Origin of the sequence: Gordonia sp. L191, assembly GCF_030077625.1 — a bacterium.
GTDB classification, from domain to species: domain Bacteria; phylum Actinomycetota; class Actinomycetes; order Mycobacteriales; family Mycobacteriaceae; genus Gordonia; species Gordonia polyisoprenivorans_A.
In genome coordinates, this window is record NZ_CP125996.1 from 4244205 (window position 1) to 4262759 (window position 18555).

The following is an 18555-nucleotide window of genomic DNA, read 5'->3' on the forward strand; positions in this document are numbered from 1 at the left end:
CCTGTCCCACACCGGAGGGCGCCGGGTCGCATTCGCCCACGCCTTCACCGCACCGATCCGCTGGGGCCCGAAGCCGCCGGCCCGCTCTTGCTGAAGCGCTGCGAGTTCAACCACGGCCACCCGCTGCCGCCGGCGCGCCGACTGCGGGAGCAGTCGAACCGGCACCATGTGCACGCCGGGGATCCATACGCACGCCGAGTACACGGTGCGCGGCGAGACCACCGCACACGACGTGAATCCTTGAGATCGACGATTCCGACACCGTCGTCATGCGCCCCTTCGTCCCGATCGCCGAGCACCCTTTATCCGACGGTCAAGATGCCTTCCCCCGATGGCCGAGCACCCCTCCCCCTCGATGGTCGAGCGCCCTCCCCCGAACAGCGAGCCCCCATGGCCGAGAACCCTTGCCCCCGACGGTTGAACAACCCACCCTCCCCGTTGATCGAGCACCCTCCCCCCTCGATGGTCGAGATCTGTTCCCCCTCGATGGTCGAGGTGCGAGCCGCGTGCGGCGAGCCTCGAGACCCGGCGAGACAACAAGCCCCCCCAACCACATCGACAGCAACACAAACGAAACCCGGACTCCCTACCACACCCCACCGACAGAAAATCAGCACCGAAACACGTTGTCCACAAGCAGAATTCACCAAACCACCCCTTGCATCGAACACCCTGGCGAGGTACACACTGAACCCATCACACCGATCAGCCACCGGGGAGGGGCCCATGATCGACACCACCACAATTCTTGACGTCAAAGATGTTGACGCCGCGGAAGTTTTCGCCACCATCGTGACCCAACTCAGCGACCTGCAATGGAACCCGGACATGACCGGACCCCAAGCCTTCGGCGCAATGAAACAAGTCCTCCTGTTGCGGAACCTGGTCGATCACCACGCCACCACCCTCACCGGCGAACTGGACCGACTGGGCGTCGCCGACCACAAACCACCCGACTTCGGGAGTTGTTGATCAGCATGGGCTTTGCACCCTCGGTCGCAGGTCGGTACGTGCGGATCTCGGCCACCACCGACATTGATCTACTGCTCGCGCATGCCGCGGACGGGTCCATCTCCTCCGAACACACCGACGCCATCGTCCGCGGACTGGGCCACATCGACACCCGCTCCCCCGAACCCCTCAACACCGTCCACCGGTGCGAATATCTCCGGAAACTGCTGTCGCACTACTTCGCCGGATTCACCCCCGCCGAAATCAACCTCTACGCACGGCAGCTGGGAAACGAGCTCGCCGCGGAGACGCCTGGTGGGTTACCTGCCGCCGAGGACAAGACGATCAACTCCTACACCGACCGCATCACCGACGACGGACGGTTGGAGATCTCGGCGAACCTCGACATCGTCGCCGGCGAGAAGACCCGCACCCTGATGGAAACCCTGTCGGCGCCCAAACCTCAACCCGACGGGTCGCCCGACCCCCGCACCCCGGAACAAATCTGTGCCGCCGCGTTCGAAACGATCGTCGAACTCGCGGCACAAGGATTGGCCGACACCACCTTCTCCGCCAAACCCACCAACGGCCTGTTGTGGACCTGGTCGGCCGACAACCCCGCACTCGGCGGGGACCTGCAGAACATGGGAGCCATCACCGAAGCCACCGCGAAAATGCTGTCGTGCGACACCACGATCACCAAGATCATCCTCAACCCCAATGGGGTACCGCTCAGTGTTGGTCAAGAGAAACGCTTCTTCACCCCCGGACAACGCAAAGCACTACTCGTCCGGGATCGCGGATGCATCAAATGCGGCGCCCACGCCGGACGCTGCCAAGCACACCACGTGCAGCACTGGGCCGATGGTGGTCCCACCGACCTCGACAACGGCTGCCTGCTCTGCAGCAGCTGCCACGACGACGTCCACCACCACGGCTGGGACATCATCATGGGATTCGACCGACACCCCTGGCTGATCCCACCCGCCAGCATCGACCCGAAACGCCGACCCGTGCCGTCGTATCACCGTAGAACCATGCGACTCGACGACGCAGCAGCCTGACCTACCCTGCCCCACAACCTGAATCCCCGCACCCGGCATCGCCGGGACCGCATCTGTTCTTTGAGAACTCCATAGAGACAACCCCCACCCGATGGTCGAGGTGTGATGCCGCCAGTGGACCGGAAACCCGTTTGGCACAAGAGGTCTCGAGGCTCGTCGCTGGCGCTCCTCGGCACCTCGACCACCGGGATGGGCGTCTTCCCCCGATGGTCGAGGTGCGAGCCGCATGCGGCGAGCCTCGAGACCGACTGAGCCAGAGCTGAATTCGGACCACCGTGAACCGGATACCCGTCGACACAACAGGTCTCGAGGACCTCGACCATCGTCTGGGAAGGTCTGAGCATCTCCGTTGTGGGTCACCGCGGCCACGGCGGGGTGGGCAGCGCCCGCCCTCATTGGGCGAGGCGGACGAAGTCGGAAAGTTCGTCGTCCTCGCGCGAGCTCTGTATGCGGCGTCCGGCATGTGGGACGCGGCGGCCGCGGCCGGGTACGTTGGCGAGGTGACCGACAGCAGCACCACCACCTCCGCCGACGACCCGTACCTGTGGCTCGAGGACGTCACCGGCGACGAGGCACTCGCCTGGGTGCGTGACCACAATGCGCCCACCCTCGCAGAACTCACCGACTCGGACCGGTTCTCCCAGCTCGAAGCGCAGGCCCTGGAGATCCTCGACACCGACGACCGCATCCCCTACGTGCGACGTCGGGGTGAGTATCTTTACAACTTCTGGCGCGACGCGGCGCACCCCCGCGGACTGTGGCGGCGGACGACGCTCGAGCAGTACCTCACCGATTCCCCGGACTGGGACGTCCTGATCGACGTCGACGCCCTCGCCGCCGCCGAGGACGAGAACTGGGTGTGGAAGTCGGCGACCATGAACCGGCCCGAGTACGACCGTGCCCTGATCTCGATGTCGCGCGGCGGCGCCGACGCCGCCGTCGTCCGAGAGTTCGACGTCGCGACCCGCACCTGGGTCGACGACGGCTTCACGCTTCCCGAGGCGAAGTCGTCGATCTCCTGGATCGACCAGGACACCGTCTACGTCGGCACCGATTTCGGGGTACAGCCCGATGGCGACGGATCACTGACCACGTCGGGGTATCCGCGCGTCATCAAACGGTGGACGCGTGGCACGCCGGTCGATGCGGCGCCGACGGTGTTCGCCGGCTCCGTCGACGACGTGGCGGTGAGTGCCGGCTACGACCACACACCCGGATTCGAGCGTCATTTCGTCTCGCGCGCAACGGATTTCTTCAACGAGCTCACCTACGAGCTCCGCGGCACCGAGGAGATCCTGCTCGACGTGCCGACCGATGCCCACGTCAGCGTGCACCACGACTGGATGTTCGTCCGCCCCCGTTCGGACTGGGAAGTCGGCGGAACCGGTTATCCCGCAGGCACTCTGCTCGTCTTCGACTACCCGTCCTACCTCGCCGGGGCGCGCGAACACACGGTGCTGTTCACCCCGGACGCGCACACCAGCCTGCAGTCGTTCTCCTTCACTCGGTCCCACCTGATCGTGCTCACCCTGCACGATGTGCACACCGAGGTGACCGTCCGCACCCTCGGCGACTGGACGGCCGTGCCACAACCCGGGCTCCCCGAACTCGCGACCGTCTCGGTCCTCGACACCGATCCCGACGACAGTGACGAGGTGTTCTGGTCGGCAACGTCGTTCACCGCACCACCGAGCCTGCTGCACGGCGACAGCGGCACCGAGGTCACCGTGATCAAACAGACCCCGCAGTTCTTCGACGCGGAATCCGTGGTGGCCGAACAGTTCTTCACCCCGTCCGACGACGGCACCCCGATCCCCTACTTCGTGATCCGGCGCCGCGACGTGACCAGCGGCCCCACACTGCTCTACGGCTACGGTGGCTTCGAGAACTCGCTGACTCCGGGCTATCTGGCGCTCTCGGGCCGCAACTGGATCGAACGCGGCGGCATCTATGTCATCGCCAACATCCGTGGCGGCGGCGAATACGGCCCGGCCTGGCACACCCAAGCCCAAAAGGCCGGTCGGCACCTGGTGTACGAGGACTTCTCGAGTGTCGCCAAGGACCTCGTCGCACGTGGACTGACGACCCCCGCGCAACTCGGCGCGCAGGGCGGCTCCAACGGCGGCCTGCTGATGGGCGTGATGCTCACCCGGTACCCGGAGCTGTTCGGCGCGTTGGTGTGCGAAGTCCCACTGATCGACATGCGTCGTTACCACCTGCTGCTCGCGGGCGCGTCGTGGATGGCCGAGTACGGCAACCCCGACGACCCCGCGGAGTGGGCCTACATCGGTGAGTACTCGCCGTATCAGAACCTCACACGCGAGAAGACCTACCCACCGATTCTGGTCACCACCTCCACTCGCGACGACCGCGTCCATCCCGGGCACGCCCGCAAACTCGTTGCGCGACTCGAGGAATACGGTCACGACGTCCGCTACTACGAGAACATCGAGGGCGGGCACGGCGGCGCCGCCGACAACAAGCAAGCGGCCTTCAAGTCGGCACTGGCGTACGAATTCCTCTGGCGCACCATCGGATCGGCCAACGGCTGAGCCGTCAGCGGTAGACGATGACCGCTGCGGGGCGCACCGACCGCGACCCGACGTTCAGCCCCGGCCGCAGAACGCCGGCGACCGTCCGTGACCGGTCGGCCGCGCCGGTCTCCCGGGTGTCGACGGCGTCCATGGTGGTGGCGTCGAAGTCGTCGCCGACCCGCGGCGTCACCGGCGTGCCGCCGTGTCCGACGATCAGGCGTTCGAGGCCGTCGGCCAGCGCGGTGAACGCGGCGCGATCGGCGGCGTCGGCCGACGATGAGGCGCAACCCGAGGCGTCGCCGAACAGGGCCAGCAGGTCCACCAGCAGGGCCAGGTCCGCGCCGGCCGCATCGCGCGCCGACCGCTTCTTCTCGGCGTCGAGAAGCCGCTCCAGCGACTGCGACTGGCGGGCGATTACCCGCCCGAGATCCTCGACCCGTTCGTCGAGGCGACGGACCTGCTCGGCCACCTCATCAGCACCGGCACCCTTGCCGGTACCGGCCACCCCGTCTGCACCCTCGGTCATCCGACCAGCGTAGAACCCGGCGTTCCCGACATCGAGGCGCCCACTCGGCGCGCGTCGCGCTGTTACGATCCCCGACCGTGGGCGTATACGGCATCGATCTGGGCACGACGAATTCGGCGATCGCGGCGATCGACCGCGACGGACGGCCCGAGGTGATCGGCGACTGGAACGGTGCACCGACGACACCGTCGGTCGTGCTGTTGCCGTCGGTGCACGACCACGTCGTCGGCGAGGGCGCCCGAAGGCAGGCGCGACTCGACCCCGACAATGTGTGTGCGCTCGTCAAACGTCGCATGGGCGAAGTGGATTGGCGATTCGTCGCGCACGGCCGGAGCTGGTCGGCACCGGCGATCTCGGCACTCATCCTGAAATCGTTGGTCTCCAACGCCGAGTTCGCCGGCGAGAAGGTGGAGCGTGCGGTGATCACCGTGCCCGCCTACTTCGGCGACGAGGAACGCCGCGCCACCATCCAGGCGGGCACCTACGCCGGACTCGACGTCGCCGGGGTGTTGTCGGAGCCGATCGCGGCAGCACTGTCCTACGGATTCAGCCGGTTGACCGACACCGCCACACCGACCACACCCGACGAGACGGTCCTCGTCTACGACCTGGGCGGCGGCACCTTCGACGCCACGGTGATCGAACTCACCGACCGGCGCATCTCGGTGCTCGCCGTCGACGGCGACCATCAACTCGGCGGCGCCGACTGGGACGAGCGGCTCGCCCTGTACCTGTCGCGGAAGTTCTGCGAGGAACACCCCGACGCCGAGGATCCCCTCGACGACTCGGCCGGTTCGCAAGCCCTGATCATGGCCGCCGAACGCGCGAAACACGAACTCAGCGAATCGGACTCGACCTCGGTGATCGTCTCGCACGACGGTGTGCGGTCGGTACTGAGCGTGACCCGCACCGAACTCGAGGAGCTCACCGCCGGACTCCTCGCACGGACCCTCGACCTCACCGACTCGTGCCTGGCCGGCGCGCGCCGACGCGGGGTGGCGCAGGTGGATCGGGTGTTGCTGGTCGGCGGCTCGTCGCGGATGCCTGCGGTGACGCGCGAGATCTCCGCACGACTCGGGATCACCCCGGAACTGCGTGATCCGGACCTGGCGGTGGCGCGCGGCGCGGCGATCTACGGGGAGAAACTCGAGATCGAGCGCCTGGTCACCGCCGACCTGACCACCCGGGGTCGATTGGCGCCCGGTGCGACGCTCGTCGACGCCGCGCCCGCCGATGTCGACGAGGCCGCCGCGCGGGTGGCCGCGGCGTTCGCGATGCCGGTCGCCGGAGTCCGTCGAATGCTCCAGATCAGCGTCGACACCGTGGTCTCACGCGGCTTCGGGGTACTCGCGGTCAGCGGACGCAACGGCGAACTCGAGGTCACCTGGCTGGTGCATCGCAACCAGCCTTTGCCGATCCGGGTCCAGCGCTCTTTCGGGACGGTGCGCGCCGACCAGCGCCGCATCGAGCTGACCGTGGTCGAACAACTCGGCCAGGAGGCCTCGCCCTCACCGCGGGACGCGAAGATGCTGATCGAGGGCGCCATCGAGGACATCCCGCCCGGCCACGACGAGAACAGCGAGGTGCGGGTCACCTTCGAGATGGGCTTCGACGGCGTGCTGCACGTCAGAGCCCATCATGTCGAGGCGGACATACCGCTGACCCTCACCGCGAAAACCGGTGCGACGCTGTCGCGGTCGGAGGTCGCTCGGGAACTCGACCAGGTCCACCGCAGTCGACGCCGGGACGTCTGAGCGCCGTGGAACCCTTCGTCGGCAACGACTACCGCAAACGCGTCCTCGCCGCGGTGGAACGCCGCGGCGGCGTGGAGGAATCCGATCCCTTCGAGCTGTACGACATCCCGATCGCCGAGGCCGCCACCCTCTCCGACCCCGAGGTGATCACCCGGATCGACGAGGTGTGGGCGTTCTGGCAGAAACAACGCGACCACCCCAAGTACCGGGTACTCGTGGAGCAATTGGTTGCCGAACACGCCGATCGCAGTGCTCCGCTACGTGAGTCGGCCCGCCGCGTGACGCTGGCCCGGTCTGTGCAGGCGCGCCACGCCGAGCTCGATGAGCAGCGATATCAGTTGCTGGACAGCGCGATCGAGCGTCTCGTCGCCCGCTACGGCGGCATCCCGGAAGGAAAGCGTGGCGGTCTCGACGAGATCGGCGCGATGGGTGGACTCAGCGCCGACGAGGTCGCGACCCGCCTGCGCAGGCACCGGATCGTGCCCGATACCCCCTCCGGGGCAACGGCTTCCACGCCTGCCCCGCCGCAAGCGCTTTCAGCCCACAAACTCTCCCAGATCACCGAGCTGCTCACCGAGTTCAGCCGCCGCCGCAGCGGGCCGCCTGCCCACACACTGCTCGCGGTACTCGATCTCACCACCGACAACGCCGCCGACCGCGGCGAGATCCGACTGCGCGTCGACGGAATGCGCCACCGCGCACGGGAATTGCCCGCCGGCCGCATGCGCGCGATCGTCGACGAACTCCTCATCGACATCGAGCAGATCCTGCTCGGGCCGGCCGAGGTCACCGAGGCCTACCTCGCCTCGGTCACCGACCGGGTCGCCGACCATCTGCGGCCCCGTATCCGGGCGGCGATCCTCGTCGAGGATCGCCTGCACCCCGACGATCATCAGTTCATGCTCGACGAGGCGCGTGAACTCGGTCTCGGTACCCGGGACGCGCGGCGGCTGATCGCCACGATCGCAGCCGAGTACGGTGGTGCCGTCGAGGAGCCGGCCCCCGCACCGGCCGCAGCCCGAACCGCACCCGCCGCACCGGCTCCGACGCCGCACACCCCGGCAGCAGGCGACTGGCAGCGCGAATTGCGCTCGGCCCGACAGGCTTTGCGCAAGGGCCGCCCAGAGGAGGCCCGGCGGCGATGTGCCCAGGCGCGCGCGGCCGCCGGCGACGATCCCACCGCACTCCGTCAGATCGATGCGGTCGCCGACGAGGCGCAACGAACCCTGGACGCCGCCACGCCGGCACCGGCACCACCTCCAGCACCAGCACCTCCAGCACCGACACCGGAGCCGCCGCCGGCACCGGCCACCGGTCTGCCTCCGACAGCGCCGTCAACGGTCCGGGCCGAGACGGTCGACGGGACGGTGCGGGTGAGCTGGGACCCGTCACCCACCGCCGGGGTGAGCTATCGGGTCACCCGAGTCGAGCGCAACGGCCGCAGGCAGGTCGTCGGCCGCACCGCGGAGACCGAACTCGACGACGGTGGCGCCGGCACCGCAACCCCGCTGCCCACCTACGAGGTCACCGCGACCCGTGCGGGCGTGCACTCCGATGTCGCGATCTCCGGCAACCCGCCAACCCCACCCCGACCCCCGGCTCCTGCACCCACAACACCCACCCCCACCGCGCCACCGGCCGATGACCTGCCCGCCGTCACCGACGTCCGCGTCGACGGCAACCGGGTGATCTTCGTGTGGCCCGACGGCGTCACCGAGGCCCTCGTCGTCATTCGGGCGGATGCACCTCCGCAGTCGCCGACCGACCCGGCGGCGTGGACGAAAAAGATCACCAACACCCGCTACGACATCGACGGCGGGTTCGCGATCCCCGGTTCCGTCGCACGTCCCGGGTACGTCGCGGTGGCGGCATGCCGGCGCGACAGCAGCGGAGCGCTGACCGTCGCGGCCGCCTTCGATCCCCGGGCGCGCGCGGTGCTGCCGGCGACGAACGACAACCCGCGCCCGTGATTCGCTAGGCTGAATTCGCCGAATCGGACATCACCGACCTCGACCACCAGATTCAGAGGGGAATCACCTGCCATGGGAATCGACTACACCAAGCGACCAAAGACGCCGCCGGCCCCCCAGCCACAGCCGACTCCACAGGCACAGCCCTATCAGCAGCCGCCACAGGGCTACCCGAACCAGGCTCAGCCGCCGGTGTCGTTGTCGAAGGTGACGCTGACCAAGTCCGCACCCAGCGTGTCGCTGACCAAGCAGGGTTCGGCGACCGGCCAGGTCCGGGTGAACCTCAACTGGACCGCCGGCTCCAAGGGCGGACTGTTCAAACGCGCCACCGGCGTCGACCTCGACCTCGCCTGCCTCTGGGAGTTCGCCGACGGCAGCAAGGGCATCGTGCAGGCCCTCGGCAACTCGTTCCAGGCGCCGTACCAGGGCCGCCCGATCATCTGGCTCGACGGCGACGACCGCTCCGGATCGAACACCGGCGGCGAGAACATGTACATCGACCTGTCGGCGTCCAATCAGATCCGTCGCGTGCTGATCTTCGCCTACATCTACGAGGGCACCCCCAACTGGGCGAGCGCCAACGGCGTGGTGACCCTCTTCCCGGCGAATGGGCCGCAAATCGAGGTGCGTCTCGACGAAGCCGATCAGGGTGCCATCTCGTGCGCGATCGCACTGCTGGAGAACCGCGGCGGCGAACTCGTCGTCAATCGCGAGGTGCGCTACATCCGCGGCTCCCAGTCCAAGGTCGACGAGGCCTACGGCTGGGGACTGAACTGGAAGGCCGGCCGCAAGTAGCGCACACCCTCCGCTCCCACCGCACACCGCCTGCCGCACACATCGCCGACCGCGCCCGGGCGGTGTGCGTTCGCTCACCACCACCGACCACGAGCCCGCCGCGTGCCGTAAGGTCTGCGCGGTCATGCCGACACCACCCCTGCGGGTGACGTCGGCCCGTCGGGGGCGACCGTGCCGGACGTCCCCGGGCACTCAATCGGGGGATGGTGTGCTGAAGTTCTCGACCTCGCGCGTTGCGGCGCACCGCCGCCTGCTCGCTCCGCTTGTCGCCGCCACGATCGCCGTCTCGATGATCGCCGGCGCACTGAACGCCGGAGATGCTGCGGCACAGCCGAATTCACCTCTCGATCTGGGCGCGATCGCCGATGCCGCGATGCGATCGGTCATTGCCGATCCCGATCCGTTCTACGCGCACACGCCGCCGGCCGGCGACGCCCGTCTCGGCGAGATCCTGCGGATCGAACCGATGGCTGCGCCCGCAGTGGAACGCGCGGTGGCAGGTGTGCGCGGGTTCCGGATGCTGTACGTGACCACCGGACCTCTCGGCGGCCGGACCACGGCGAGCGCGTCGCTGTTCGTCCCGTCGGCAACTCCGGCGCACGGCGCGCGTGCATTGATCGGCATGGGTGTGGCCGACGAGAGCATGGGCTCCTATTGCCGGCCGACCTCGTCGATGTCACGCAACTCGGTGATCGATCAGGTTCGCGGTATGGGCCCGGTCGATTCGGCATCGACAGCGCTGCGCGCGGGCCACACCGTCGTCGTCGCCGATCTCGCCGACGACGGCGGGCCGTCGCCCACCCCGACGCTGCTGCCCAGCTTCGACGGGCATGCGCTGCTCGACGCGATCCGCGCCGCCCGCTCGGTGCCCGCGGCCGGGTTGACCGCGGCGTCGCCGATCGGTATCCACGGTCCGTCCGGCGGCGGGAGCGGCGCCGCCGCGGTGGCCGCCGAGCAGGCCGGAACCTATGCGCCCGAACTACACATCCCGGCGATCATGATCGGTCAGATGGTGCCCGATCACCGCAACTTCATCCGCCGAAACAGCGGCACGGTGGGAGCCGGATTCGCGTTCGCCGATCTGCTGGGTCTGGAGACCGGGCACCCGGAGATGCGGATCGACGACAAACTCACCGCGGTCGGCAAGAGGATCGCCGACGCCTTCCGGCACTCGTGCGCGGTCCCGACCTATCTCCCCCTGTCGTACGTACCGCTGCCGGCATTGTTCCGGCCGGGTCATTCCCCGTGGGCCGACCCCGACTTCCGGCGCGCCTTCGACGCGGCCGCGCTGGCCACCCCCACCTCGCCCACCCCGACCGCACGGTTGCGCCTGACGCGGTGCGACTCGAACCTCTCGCCGGTGTCGGTGACGCCCGTCGATGACCTCGCACGCGCCGCGGCGACCTATCGTGCGAAGGGTGCCCGCGTCACGACCCGCGTCGTGAGCTGCCTCGGCGGACCCGGTGACGTCTACGCCCCGGACCTTCGGTGGCTACTCGCTGCACTGTGACCGGTGCCGGGAACCGAGATGCCGCCGAATCGCCCGGACGACGACCATCGGGTCCCACTGCTGCCCGGCGAGGCCGCGGGTGAGTGGGTACCAGGCGAATCCGATCAGCGCCGAGCATGCGTGCCCGATGTTGGTGACCGTGATGTGCGTGAGAAGCGGGACGAGGTAGATCACCACGCAACCGGCGATGTACACCCACCGCCACGGGCGGGCGATGTGATAGGCCAGCACCGCCGCGACCGCCGCCAGAAAGTAACTGACGCCGACGTCGTGGATGCGGATCAGGTCCGCGCTCGCATCACCGGATGCAATGGCACGCCGCAGCAATCCCTCGCTGACATAGGTGGCGACGACGTGCGCGCTGAGACCGACCACGACGAAACGTGCGGTGCCGAGCCATCGTTCGGCCGGGATCAGGAAGATGCAGAACAGGATCAGATACGGAAACCAGTACGAACCGTCGAGCCAGAACAGGCTCGCGAGGAGAACCTGGAACGGATCCTTCTGCAGATTGACGATGTTGGTCGACTGATGACCGAGCACGTGGTTGAGATGTTTCGGCGACATCGAGTGCTGCAGGATGGTCGTCATCAGCAGGATCACGAGCCACACACAGGTCACGGGAGCGGAACGGATTCGATCCCAGATCCACGCGCCGGCGCTCGTCAGTCGGTCCACCTCGTCTCCCACTCGTCAGCCCCGGTGATCAGTGTGCCGGTCGAGCGACGCTCGCGCCGGGGACCGGGACACACTCAGCGCGCGATGAGCCGCACGACGATGCCGAGCACGATCCCGATCGCCCCGGCGATCGCACCCACCGTCGCCCACCACGTGAGGTCGTTGGCCAGCGCATCGGTGGCCGCTCGGGTCAGGGCGTTGCCGGTGGAGTGATTGACGAACTGACGGTCGACCAGCGTCGTCGCGTTCAGCGCCGCCAGCCAGCTCAGCAAAGCCGCCAGCAACCCGCCCAGACCGAGAGCGATCAGCACCGTCCCCCGTCGTCGGGCGACGAGCAGGGCGAGCAGACCGGCGATCACCGCGACCGCGGTCGCGACGTATCCGATCGTCGTGATCTGTTGTCCGACGGTGTGATACCGACCGGCCTCGAGCCCGCTACCCTCGGCCATCGGCACCTCGATCTTGCCCGGAACCGAGGTCACGAACGGCAGGTTGGCGCTCTTGAGCGCCCGGTTCACCATCGCGGTGATGTCGAGTTGCATCTCCTGGGAGCCGCCCGCGGGCGCCGGATCGAAGAGCCAGGAATGCTGCTGTCGGACCAGATCGGCGAAGTCGGCGGGGAAGTCTTGCCCCTGCGTGTAGCGCTTCGCGAACGGTTCGATCAGCGTCGACGCCCCGGGCACGTTGACCCGGGAGGACACCTGCTCGGTGATCTCGTCGGCGATGAACGCCTGCACCTGTGGGTCGTGCGCGAGCGGCGCGGCCACATCGGCGAAACCGTCGGCATCGACCACCCGCTCGGCAGCCCACATCGACGGCAGGGCGACGACGATGGCCACCATCGCGACAAGGGTCAGCAGCGCACTGAGAAACGTTCGCACCGGCACGAGGGTACCTGCCGAGACTCGCTCACTCGTCGGCGATGACCCGGGCCCGGCCGACGATCAGCGGGTCGGGGGTACCGACGAGCTCGTCGTTCTTGCCCTTGTAGTCGAACAGGTTGAGCACGTGACGCATCGCGTTGATCCGCGCGCGTTTCTTGTCGTTGCTCTTCACCACCGTCCAGGGCGCGATGTCGGTGTCGGTCTTGGTGAACATCGCCTCCTTGGCCGCGCCGTAGGCGTCCCACTTGTCGAGCGACGCGAGGTCCATCGGGGAGAGTTTCCACTGCCGGACCGGGTCGATCTGCCGGATCGCGAAGCGGGTGCGCTGTTCGAGCGGGCTCACCGAGAACCAGAACTTCACCAGGTTGATGCCGTCGTCGACGAGCATCTTCTCGAACGCGGGGACCTGATCCATGAACTGGTCGTACTGCTCGGGGGTGCAGAAACCCATCACCCGCTCAACGCCGGCCCGGTTGTACCAGGAGCGGTCGAAAAAGACCATCTCGCCACCCGCGGGCAGATGCTGCACGTACCGCTGGAAATACCACTCGGTGGACTCGCGTTCCGAGGGCTTCTCCAGCGCGACGACCCGCGCGCCACGGGGATTGAGATGCTCGTTGAACCGCTTGATCGTCCCGCCCTTGCCCGCGGCGTCGCGGCCCTCGAACACCAGCAGGTGACGCTGGCCGGTCTGCTTGGACCATTTCTGCAGCTTCAGCAGCTCGATCTGCAGCCTGCGCTTGGTCACCTCGTACTCGCGGCGACTCATCCGCTCCTCGTACGGGTAATCCTCACGCCAGGTGTCGACGACGTTGCGTTCGGGCAGCGTCAGCAGCACCGGATCGTCGTCATCGTCGTCGTTCACCTCGAACTGGGTGGTGTCGTGCAGATCGACGAGGCTCTGCAGCGCTTCGCGCCCGTTGAGCTTGCTGAAGTCGGGGCCCAGGGTTTCCAGATCGTGTAACTCGGTCACGGATCAACGATATGCCGCGGTCACGAACGTCGTGTGTCGAAGGGGTGAACGAGGAGACCTTGGACCTGGGAAGTCGGACAGACCTGAGGAGTCGGACCCGTGAAATCAGTTGTGCAGGTCGATCGAGCCGTACTTCAGGCATGCCTTGCCGCTGGTGCTGTCGACGGCCGCGGCGAACCCGCCCGAGCATCCGACGCCGGGCTGACCCGAGTACGCCTGGCCTCCCCAGCCACCGATGGCGACCGAGTACCCGCCCGCGCGGGCCTGGGCGACCGAGAGCGCCTTGGGTCCGGTGGTGATGGAGTACGAGGTGCCGTTGGTGGTGGCCCCGGCCAGCGCCGAGGAACCGGGCGCCTGGTTGATCGCGGTGGCATTGCCGCCGCGGTCGGACACGGCCACCGCCGTACCCCCACCGGTTTCCTGAGCGCTGGCGTTGCTGCCCACACCGGCGCGCGCGCCGCATCCGCTGGTGCCCTGAATCTGTTGCACCTCATGACCATTCGTCGCGTTACAGGTGACCGCCTGGGCACCACCGCCACCGAGGCCCAGGCCCCAGATCGCTCCTGCGCCGCCCACCGCAACGATCAGGGCCCGTGTCGCAAACCTGTGAATACGCAACGTGAATCGGCCTCCTCGCCGTATTGGGACAGCCATCTGACGATGGCGGAAGTGAGACCAGATGGTCAGACTGAGCACAGCGTACTCCCGTCACCGACACCGACCCGGCCGACTCGGTCACGGAACGGCATCTATTGCCCGCACACTCGTCGCCCGACCGTGACCACCCGAATGCCAACGGGGCCCGCCGATCGAAATCGACGGGCCCCGTTGGGTTTTGACGTTCGAAATCAGGCTTGTGCGCGGCGCTCCGACTCTGCGGTGAGACCTTTCTTGGCGGTCTCCACGGCCGTCTTCTGGCCACGTTTGACGAGCATGCCGGGCAACTTCACCTTGAGGTCGATCTCGAGCTCGAACTCGACGTGCGACCCGTCGCCCGACGGCGTCACCGTGTACTTGCCCTGTTGCTCGGCCAGCATCTTGGACTCGATGAGACTCCAGGAGCAGGTGTTGTCGGTCCACGCATAGGAGACGGTCTGATCGTCGTTGACGCCCGCGGCCGACACGGTCATGGTGACCTGATCGGGCGTGCCGTCGTCGTGTTCGGACACGATGGCCGCCGCCTTGTGCGGGCCGGACCATTCGGGCAGGGATTCCACATCCATCAGTACCTCCATCACGACCGACGGGGGTGCAGCGACATCGAACTCGGTTCTCGCAGAGACAGCCATGCGCAGAATGTACCGCGCGGTGAGGTGCCGCGGCAGGAGAACCTCGTCGGAGCGGACCGGATTCGGCTGCGGCTCCTCAGACCTCGCGGTCGACGAGGTTCAGCGGCCACGCCTCGTCGGGGATGTCGCGCACGCCGCAGGCGATGTCGGTGGCGGTGAACCAGCCGCGGAAATGCAGGATCTCGCCGATCACCGGGTTGCGGACGGTGGCGTCGCACCGGAACCGCTGACGTTCCTCGTCCCATCCCTCGATGTACTTCATCTGGGCGCCGAACAGTCCCTTCATCCCGACCTTGGGGCCGCGGCCGAGCCAGCGCATCGGCCCGCTCTCGAGCAGTAGTTCACCGGCGTCGGTCACCGACGGCTCGATCGGGTAGAGCAGTTCGGGTCCGTCACCGAAATAGTCGACGAGGCCGGTGCGGCCGGAGACGAGCAGCGAATTCAGTTTGCGCGTCCCCGAGGTGTAGTCGAAGCTGCGCAGTACGGCCAGGTTCTCTCGACCCAGTTCGTCGGTGTAGCAATAATGTCCCTGGCTGAACGGCACCATCCGGCTCGTCTTCGAGGGCAGCGCGTTGCGTTTGCCGTAGTACCAGAAGAACGGTGGCGGCAGCGCCGGGGTGATGTAGACCGACTCGAGGATGCCGGTCCCGATCTGGGCGACGTTCGAGGTGGAGTCGATGCTGTAGCGCCACGCGATGTTGGGGTGCAGACGGTCGAAGTCGGAGCCGAGGACATCTCGGTACACCGGTGTCATCGCCCCACCACCTCCCGCAGATGTGTGCCCCACGACATGTTTGAACGAAGAACCTACTATGTCGTCGTTCACATCGGGAGCCCGAGGTGGTCGAGAGCCCGCACGACCCCGCAGGCCCAGCGGGTGGCGATCAGTGCGCGGCGGCGTCGTCGCAGAGACGTGCGAGCTCGCCGATCACCTGGTCGAGCGGGGCCACGCTGCGCTGCGTCTGGCACAGTCCGACAGCCCCCTCGATGGCGGCGACGACCAGGTTGGCCAGGGAATCGGCCCGCTCGGGGGCGACCCCCTCGGAGACCAGCCGGGCCGCGATCAGCCGCAGCCAGTTACCGAAGATCTCGTCGGCCTCGTCGGCGACGGACGGCTCCGATCGCCGGGCGAGGCCGCCGGCGAGGACCGGGCAGCCGAACTGGTAATCGGTGGCGACCAGCATTCGCCGCCACACGTCGCCGATCCCGATGATGGCTTCGGCTGGCGAGCCCGGATGCTGACCTCCGATGCGGGTGGCGATGAAATCACCCGCGTAGCGCACCGCCTCGGTCATCAGCTGCGTCTTGCCACCCGGGAAGTGGTGATAGATCGAGCCGCGCGGGGCCGAGCTGGCCGCGATGACATCACCGATCGAGGTGGCCGCCACACCGTCGCGACCGATCAGATCGGCGGCGTGCACGACCATGCGCTCACGCGGGCCGCGTGTGCGGGTCTTGGTCGTCACGATGTCGGTGGCCTCGTCACCCATCGGGCATCACTCCTATGTAGGCCTTCATAATGCGGCGCTCCTATGCAACCATACATAATCATGACGACCTCAACGAACACATCCGCCTCCACCGATCCGAGCGCGATGTCGGGGCTCGAACTCCTGCGCGCCTGGCAGTCGACCCCCGACGACGACCGGCCCAGCATCGGCCGGTTGCTCGGTATGCGCCCGGTCCGCATCGAGGAGGGCGAGGTGCACTTCGCCGTCACCCCCACGGCAGACTTCGCCAACCCGCTCGGCACCGTCCACGGCGGCATCTGCGCCACCCTGCTCGACTCGGTGATGGGCTGCGCGGTTCACACCACCCTGCCCGCCGGTGTCGGCTACACCACCCTCGAACTGAAGGTGAACTACATCCGGTCGGTGGCCCTCGACGCCGACGAGCTGACCGGCGTCGGCACCGTCATCCACGTCGGTGGGCGCACCGCGACCGCCGAGGGCAAGGTGTTCGCCGCCGACGGAAAGCTCGTCGCGCACGGCACGACGACGTGCATCGTGTTCCGCTAGTGCCGAGTCCCCGGCTCGTCGGAATACCTACTGCTGCAGCGGTATCCGAGTCCAGGGGCTGCTCGGATCGGTGAGCAGCAGGCTCAGCACAGGACGCGTGCGGGCACAGGACTCGTCGGCCGCGGCGGCCGGGTCACGGGCATCCTCGGCGCAGGCCAGCGCCCGACCCCACTCGAAGCCGAGCGCAAACGCCGTCCAGTCGGCGTAGCGCTGCTCCGCGCGTCGGCCCAGGTCGATGATCGCCGCCCACGCCCAGATCTCCTCGACCAGTCCCGCACGATGACACATCCGCACCAGCTCGACGGCCTGCCCGAGTTCCCACGCCGCGGTGCTGACCGGCACCTGCTGCGGCAGGGTTCGCGAGAGCGCGATGGCCTGCGCGACGGTCCGCGCTCGGGCGGCGTCGACACCACTCGCGGCGGCGATCGCGTCGGCAGCAGCCGGGTCGAGCCGTATCGCCGACCGCGGCGCCCCCGGCTGCATGTGCGTCAGTCCTGCGAGGACGGCGTCGTAATCGGCGGTGACCAGTCCGAGGGCCAGTAGTTCGGTGGTGTCGATGGCCGACGCGGTGTCGGTGATCGCCCATGCCCGACGGATGATCTTGCGGATCGAACGATCGCTCTCGGCCATCGTCAGGTGGTCTACGGGATCCTGCGACGTGGTTACGGCGAAGAATGCGCCACACGCCAGCCCGCGGAGCTGCTCGACGGTTCCGGGATAGCCGCTCCATCGGATCGGGCCGGCGGTGACCGGCATCGGCGGCGCCGCCATGGTCGGTGGCGCGGCCACCATCGTGGGTCGCGCCGCAACCATGGTCGGCGGAGCAGCCACCACAGTGGGCGGCGCGGGGACAACCGTGGGTGAGGCGGTCGCCGTGACGACGGTTGGCGAGCTCGCCACACCGTCCTCGACGCCACCCAGCGCAGCCCGCAGCGCGGCGGCGAAGTCACGACACGACGGATACCGCTGAGCGGGGTCGGCCGAGCATCCCCGGCTGATCACGTGATCGACCTGGAGGCCGACCGTGCTCCCGAGCATGTCGATCGCAATGCGGGCGAGTTGCGCCTGATCGTCGGCGACTTCGGCCGGGCCCGCGAGGACGAAGCCCGTCAGGTACGGGTGGCGCTGCGCGTCGAGCAGGATCTCACCGGCCCGCAGGTCGGTGTGCGCAAGGCCGTGCGCATGCGCATGATCGAGGGCGTGGGAGACCGCCGCGACGATGTCGGCGACCGCATCCGGCGACAGCGGCGTCCCGGATTCGGCGAGGAGGACCCCGACATCACTGCCGTCGACGTACGCCGTCGACACCCACGAGACCCCGTCCCCATCGCTGCCACTGTCACCACCACCGCCGCTGTCACTGTCACTTCGGTCGTGGACCGGAACAATATGCGGATGCAGCAGCGACGAGGCGATGTCGACCGCGCGAGTGAATCGGGCGCGGGCGTCGGCATCGTCACCCGACCCGGGATGCGGCACCGTCAGGACATCGCGTCGGGGCAGCCGCGGATGGTCGGCCAGATACCGCTCACCGAGGGCACCGGGCCCCAGTCTCCGCACGATCCGGTAGCCGGCGAGGTCGTCGTCCACGGACAGAGTCGTCATGAGC

The 18555-nt window shown here is 67.9% G+C and carries 15 protein-coding genes and 1 pseudogene; 7 read left to right on the forward strand and 9 right to left on the reverse strand.

All coding sequences use genetic code 11. The features are described from left to right. Positions 1–726: 726 nt before the first annotated feature. Together QNM97_RS19200 and QNM97_RS19205 are read left to right on the forward strand one after the other, a co-directional pair. Positions 727–2015, forward strand: a pseudogene (locus QNM97_RS19200) (HNH endonuclease). Between the two features lie 461 nt (positions 2016–2476). Beyond that, a complete protein-coding gene (locus tag QNM97_RS19205) occupies positions 2477–4567 on the forward strand; it encodes a prolyl oligopeptidase family serine peptidase (RefSeq protein ID WP_283823253.1) in 2091 nt (696 codons plus the stop codon). A 4-nt stretch (positions 4568–4571) separates the two neighbouring features. Here the strand turns inward: QNM97_RS19205 and grpE are convergent, their stop codons facing one another. Further along, positions 4572–5075 carry a nucleotide exchange factor GrpE gene (gene grpE / locus QNM97_RS19210; protein WP_283819870.1) on the reverse strand — a complete coding sequence of 168 codons (504 nt, stop codon included), beginning with the start codon at positions 5073–5075 and terminating at the stop codon, positions 4572–4574. A gap of 77 nt (positions 5076–5152) precedes the next feature. On the opposite strand from grpE, the gene QNM97_RS19215 reads away from it, so the two are divergent. From QNM97_RS19215 to QNM97_RS19230, 4 genes are all read left to right on the forward strand, one after another. Further along, positions 5153–6829 (forward strand): Hsp70 family protein, encoded by a 1677-nt coding sequence (locus tag QNM97_RS19215; RefSeq protein ID WP_283819871.1) that lies wholly within the window; start codon positions 5153–5155, stop codon positions 6827–6829. A 5-nt stretch (positions 6830–6834) separates the two neighbouring features. Continuing rightward, on the forward strand, positions 6835–8799 hold the full coding sequence (locus tag QNM97_RS19220) for a hypothetical protein (RefSeq protein ID WP_283819872.1): 1965 nt from the start codon (positions 6835–6837) through the stop codon (positions 8797–8799). A gap of 72 nt (positions 8800–8871) precedes the next feature. Further along, on the forward strand, positions 8872–9594 hold the full coding sequence (locus tag QNM97_RS19225; protein WP_208794234.1) for a TerD family protein: 723 nt from the start codon (positions 8872–8874) through the stop codon (positions 9592–9594). Positions 9595–9802: 208 nt separating this feature from the next. Continuing rightward, positions 9803–11104: a lipase family protein gene (locus QNM97_RS19230; RefSeq protein WP_283819873.1), complete on the forward strand. Its 1302-nt coding sequence runs from the start codon at positions 9803–9805 to the stop codon at positions 11102–11104. Here QNM97_RS19230 and QNM97_RS19235 read toward each other — a convergent pair. From QNM97_RS19235 to QNM97_RS19265, 7 genes are all read right to left on the reverse strand, one after another. Continuing rightward, complete coding sequence (locus QNM97_RS19235; protein WP_283819874.1) at positions 11087–11794, reverse strand: rhomboid-like protein; 708 nt, start codon at positions 11792–11794, stop codon at positions 11087–11089. The two genes, QNM97_RS19230 and QNM97_RS19235, sit on opposite strands and share 18 nt — an antisense overlap. 62 nt (positions 11795–11856) lie before the next feature. After that, positions 11857–12663 carry a hypothetical protein gene (locus tag QNM97_RS19240; protein WP_244332663.1) on the reverse strand — a complete coding sequence of 269 codons (807 nt, stop codon included), beginning with the start codon at positions 12661–12663 and terminating at the stop codon, positions 11857–11859. 28 nt (positions 12664–12691) lie between these two features. After that, positions 12692–13639, reverse strand: coding sequence for a polyphosphate kinase 2 (gene ppk2, locus QNM97_RS19245; RefSeq protein WP_283819875.1), 948 nt, complete (start codon positions 13637–13639; stop codon positions 12692–12694). A 105-nt stretch (positions 13640–13744) separates the two neighbouring features. Further along, complete coding sequence (locus tag QNM97_RS19250; RefSeq protein WP_283819876.1) at positions 13745–14257, reverse strand: DUF6764 family protein; 513 nt, start codon at positions 14255–14257, stop codon at positions 13745–13747. Between the two features lie 230 nt (positions 14258–14487). Next, positions 14488–14928: an SRPBCC family protein gene (locus QNM97_RS19255; protein WP_283819877.1), complete on the reverse strand. Its 441-nt coding sequence runs from the start codon at positions 14926–14928 to the stop codon at positions 14488–14490. Between the two features lie 76 nt (positions 14929–15004). Beyond that, on the reverse strand, positions 15005–15682 hold the full coding sequence (locus QNM97_RS19260; protein ID WP_283819878.1) for a DUF4166 domain-containing protein: 678 nt from the start codon (positions 15680–15682) through the stop codon (positions 15005–15007). Positions 15683–15812: 130 nt separating this feature from the next. Next, entirely contained in the window at positions 15813–16418 is a 606-nt protein-coding gene (locus QNM97_RS19265) for a TetR/AcrR family transcriptional regulator (RefSeq protein ID WP_283819879.1), read from the reverse strand. A 42-nt stretch (positions 16419–16460) separates the two neighbouring features. Between QNM97_RS19265 and QNM97_RS19270 the strand changes: the two genes are divergently transcribed. Continuing rightward, the gene (locus QNM97_RS19270) at positions 16461–16946 is read left to right on the forward strand and encodes a PaaI family thioesterase (protein WP_283819880.1); all 486 of its coding nucleotides are present in this window, start codon (positions 16461–16463) and stop codon (positions 16944–16946) included. Between the two features lie 27 nt (positions 16947–16973). On the opposite strand, the gene QNM97_RS19275 is transcribed toward QNM97_RS19270, so the two are convergent. Then, entirely contained in the window at positions 16974–18551 is a 1578-nt protein-coding gene (locus tag QNM97_RS19275; RefSeq protein ID WP_283819881.1) for a serine/threonine protein kinase, read from the reverse strand. Between the last annotated feature and the right edge of the window lie 4 nt (positions 18552–18555).

What these genes read in the sequence shown, in the direction of transcription:
- QNM97_RS19205 (WP_283823253.1), top strand. Translation starts at nt 2,477, where the DNA reads ATGTGGGACGCGGCGGCCGCGGCCGGGTACGTTGGCGAGGTGACCGAC.
- grpE (WP_283819870.1), bottom strand. Translation starts at nt 5,075, where the DNA reads ATGACCGAGGGTGCAGACGGGGTGGCCGGTACCGGCAAGGGTGCCGGT.
- QNM97_RS19225 (WP_208794234.1), top strand. Translation starts at nt 8,872, where the DNA reads ATGGGAATCGACTACACCAAGCGACCAAAGACGCCGCCGGCCCCCCAG.
- QNM97_RS19255 (WP_283819877.1), bottom strand. Translation starts at nt 14,928, where the DNA reads ATGGCTGTCTCTGCGAGAACCGAGTTCGATGTCGCTGCACCCCCGTCG.
- QNM97_RS19260 (WP_283819878.1), bottom strand. Translation starts at nt 15,682, where the DNA reads ATGACACCGGTGTACCGAGATGTCCTCGGCTCCGACTTCGACCGTCTG.
- QNM97_RS19265 (WP_283819879.1), bottom strand. Translation starts at nt 16,418, where the DNA reads ATGGGTGACGAGGCCACCGACATCGTGACGACCAAGACCCGCACACGC.
- QNM97_RS19270 (WP_283819880.1), top strand. Translation starts at nt 16,461, where the DNA reads ATGCAACCATACATAATCATGACGACCTCAACGAACACATCCGCCTCC.
- QNM97_RS19275 (WP_283819881.1), bottom strand. Translation starts at nt 18,551, where the DNA reads ATGACGACTCTGTCCGTGGACGACGACCTCGCCGGCTACCGGATCGTG.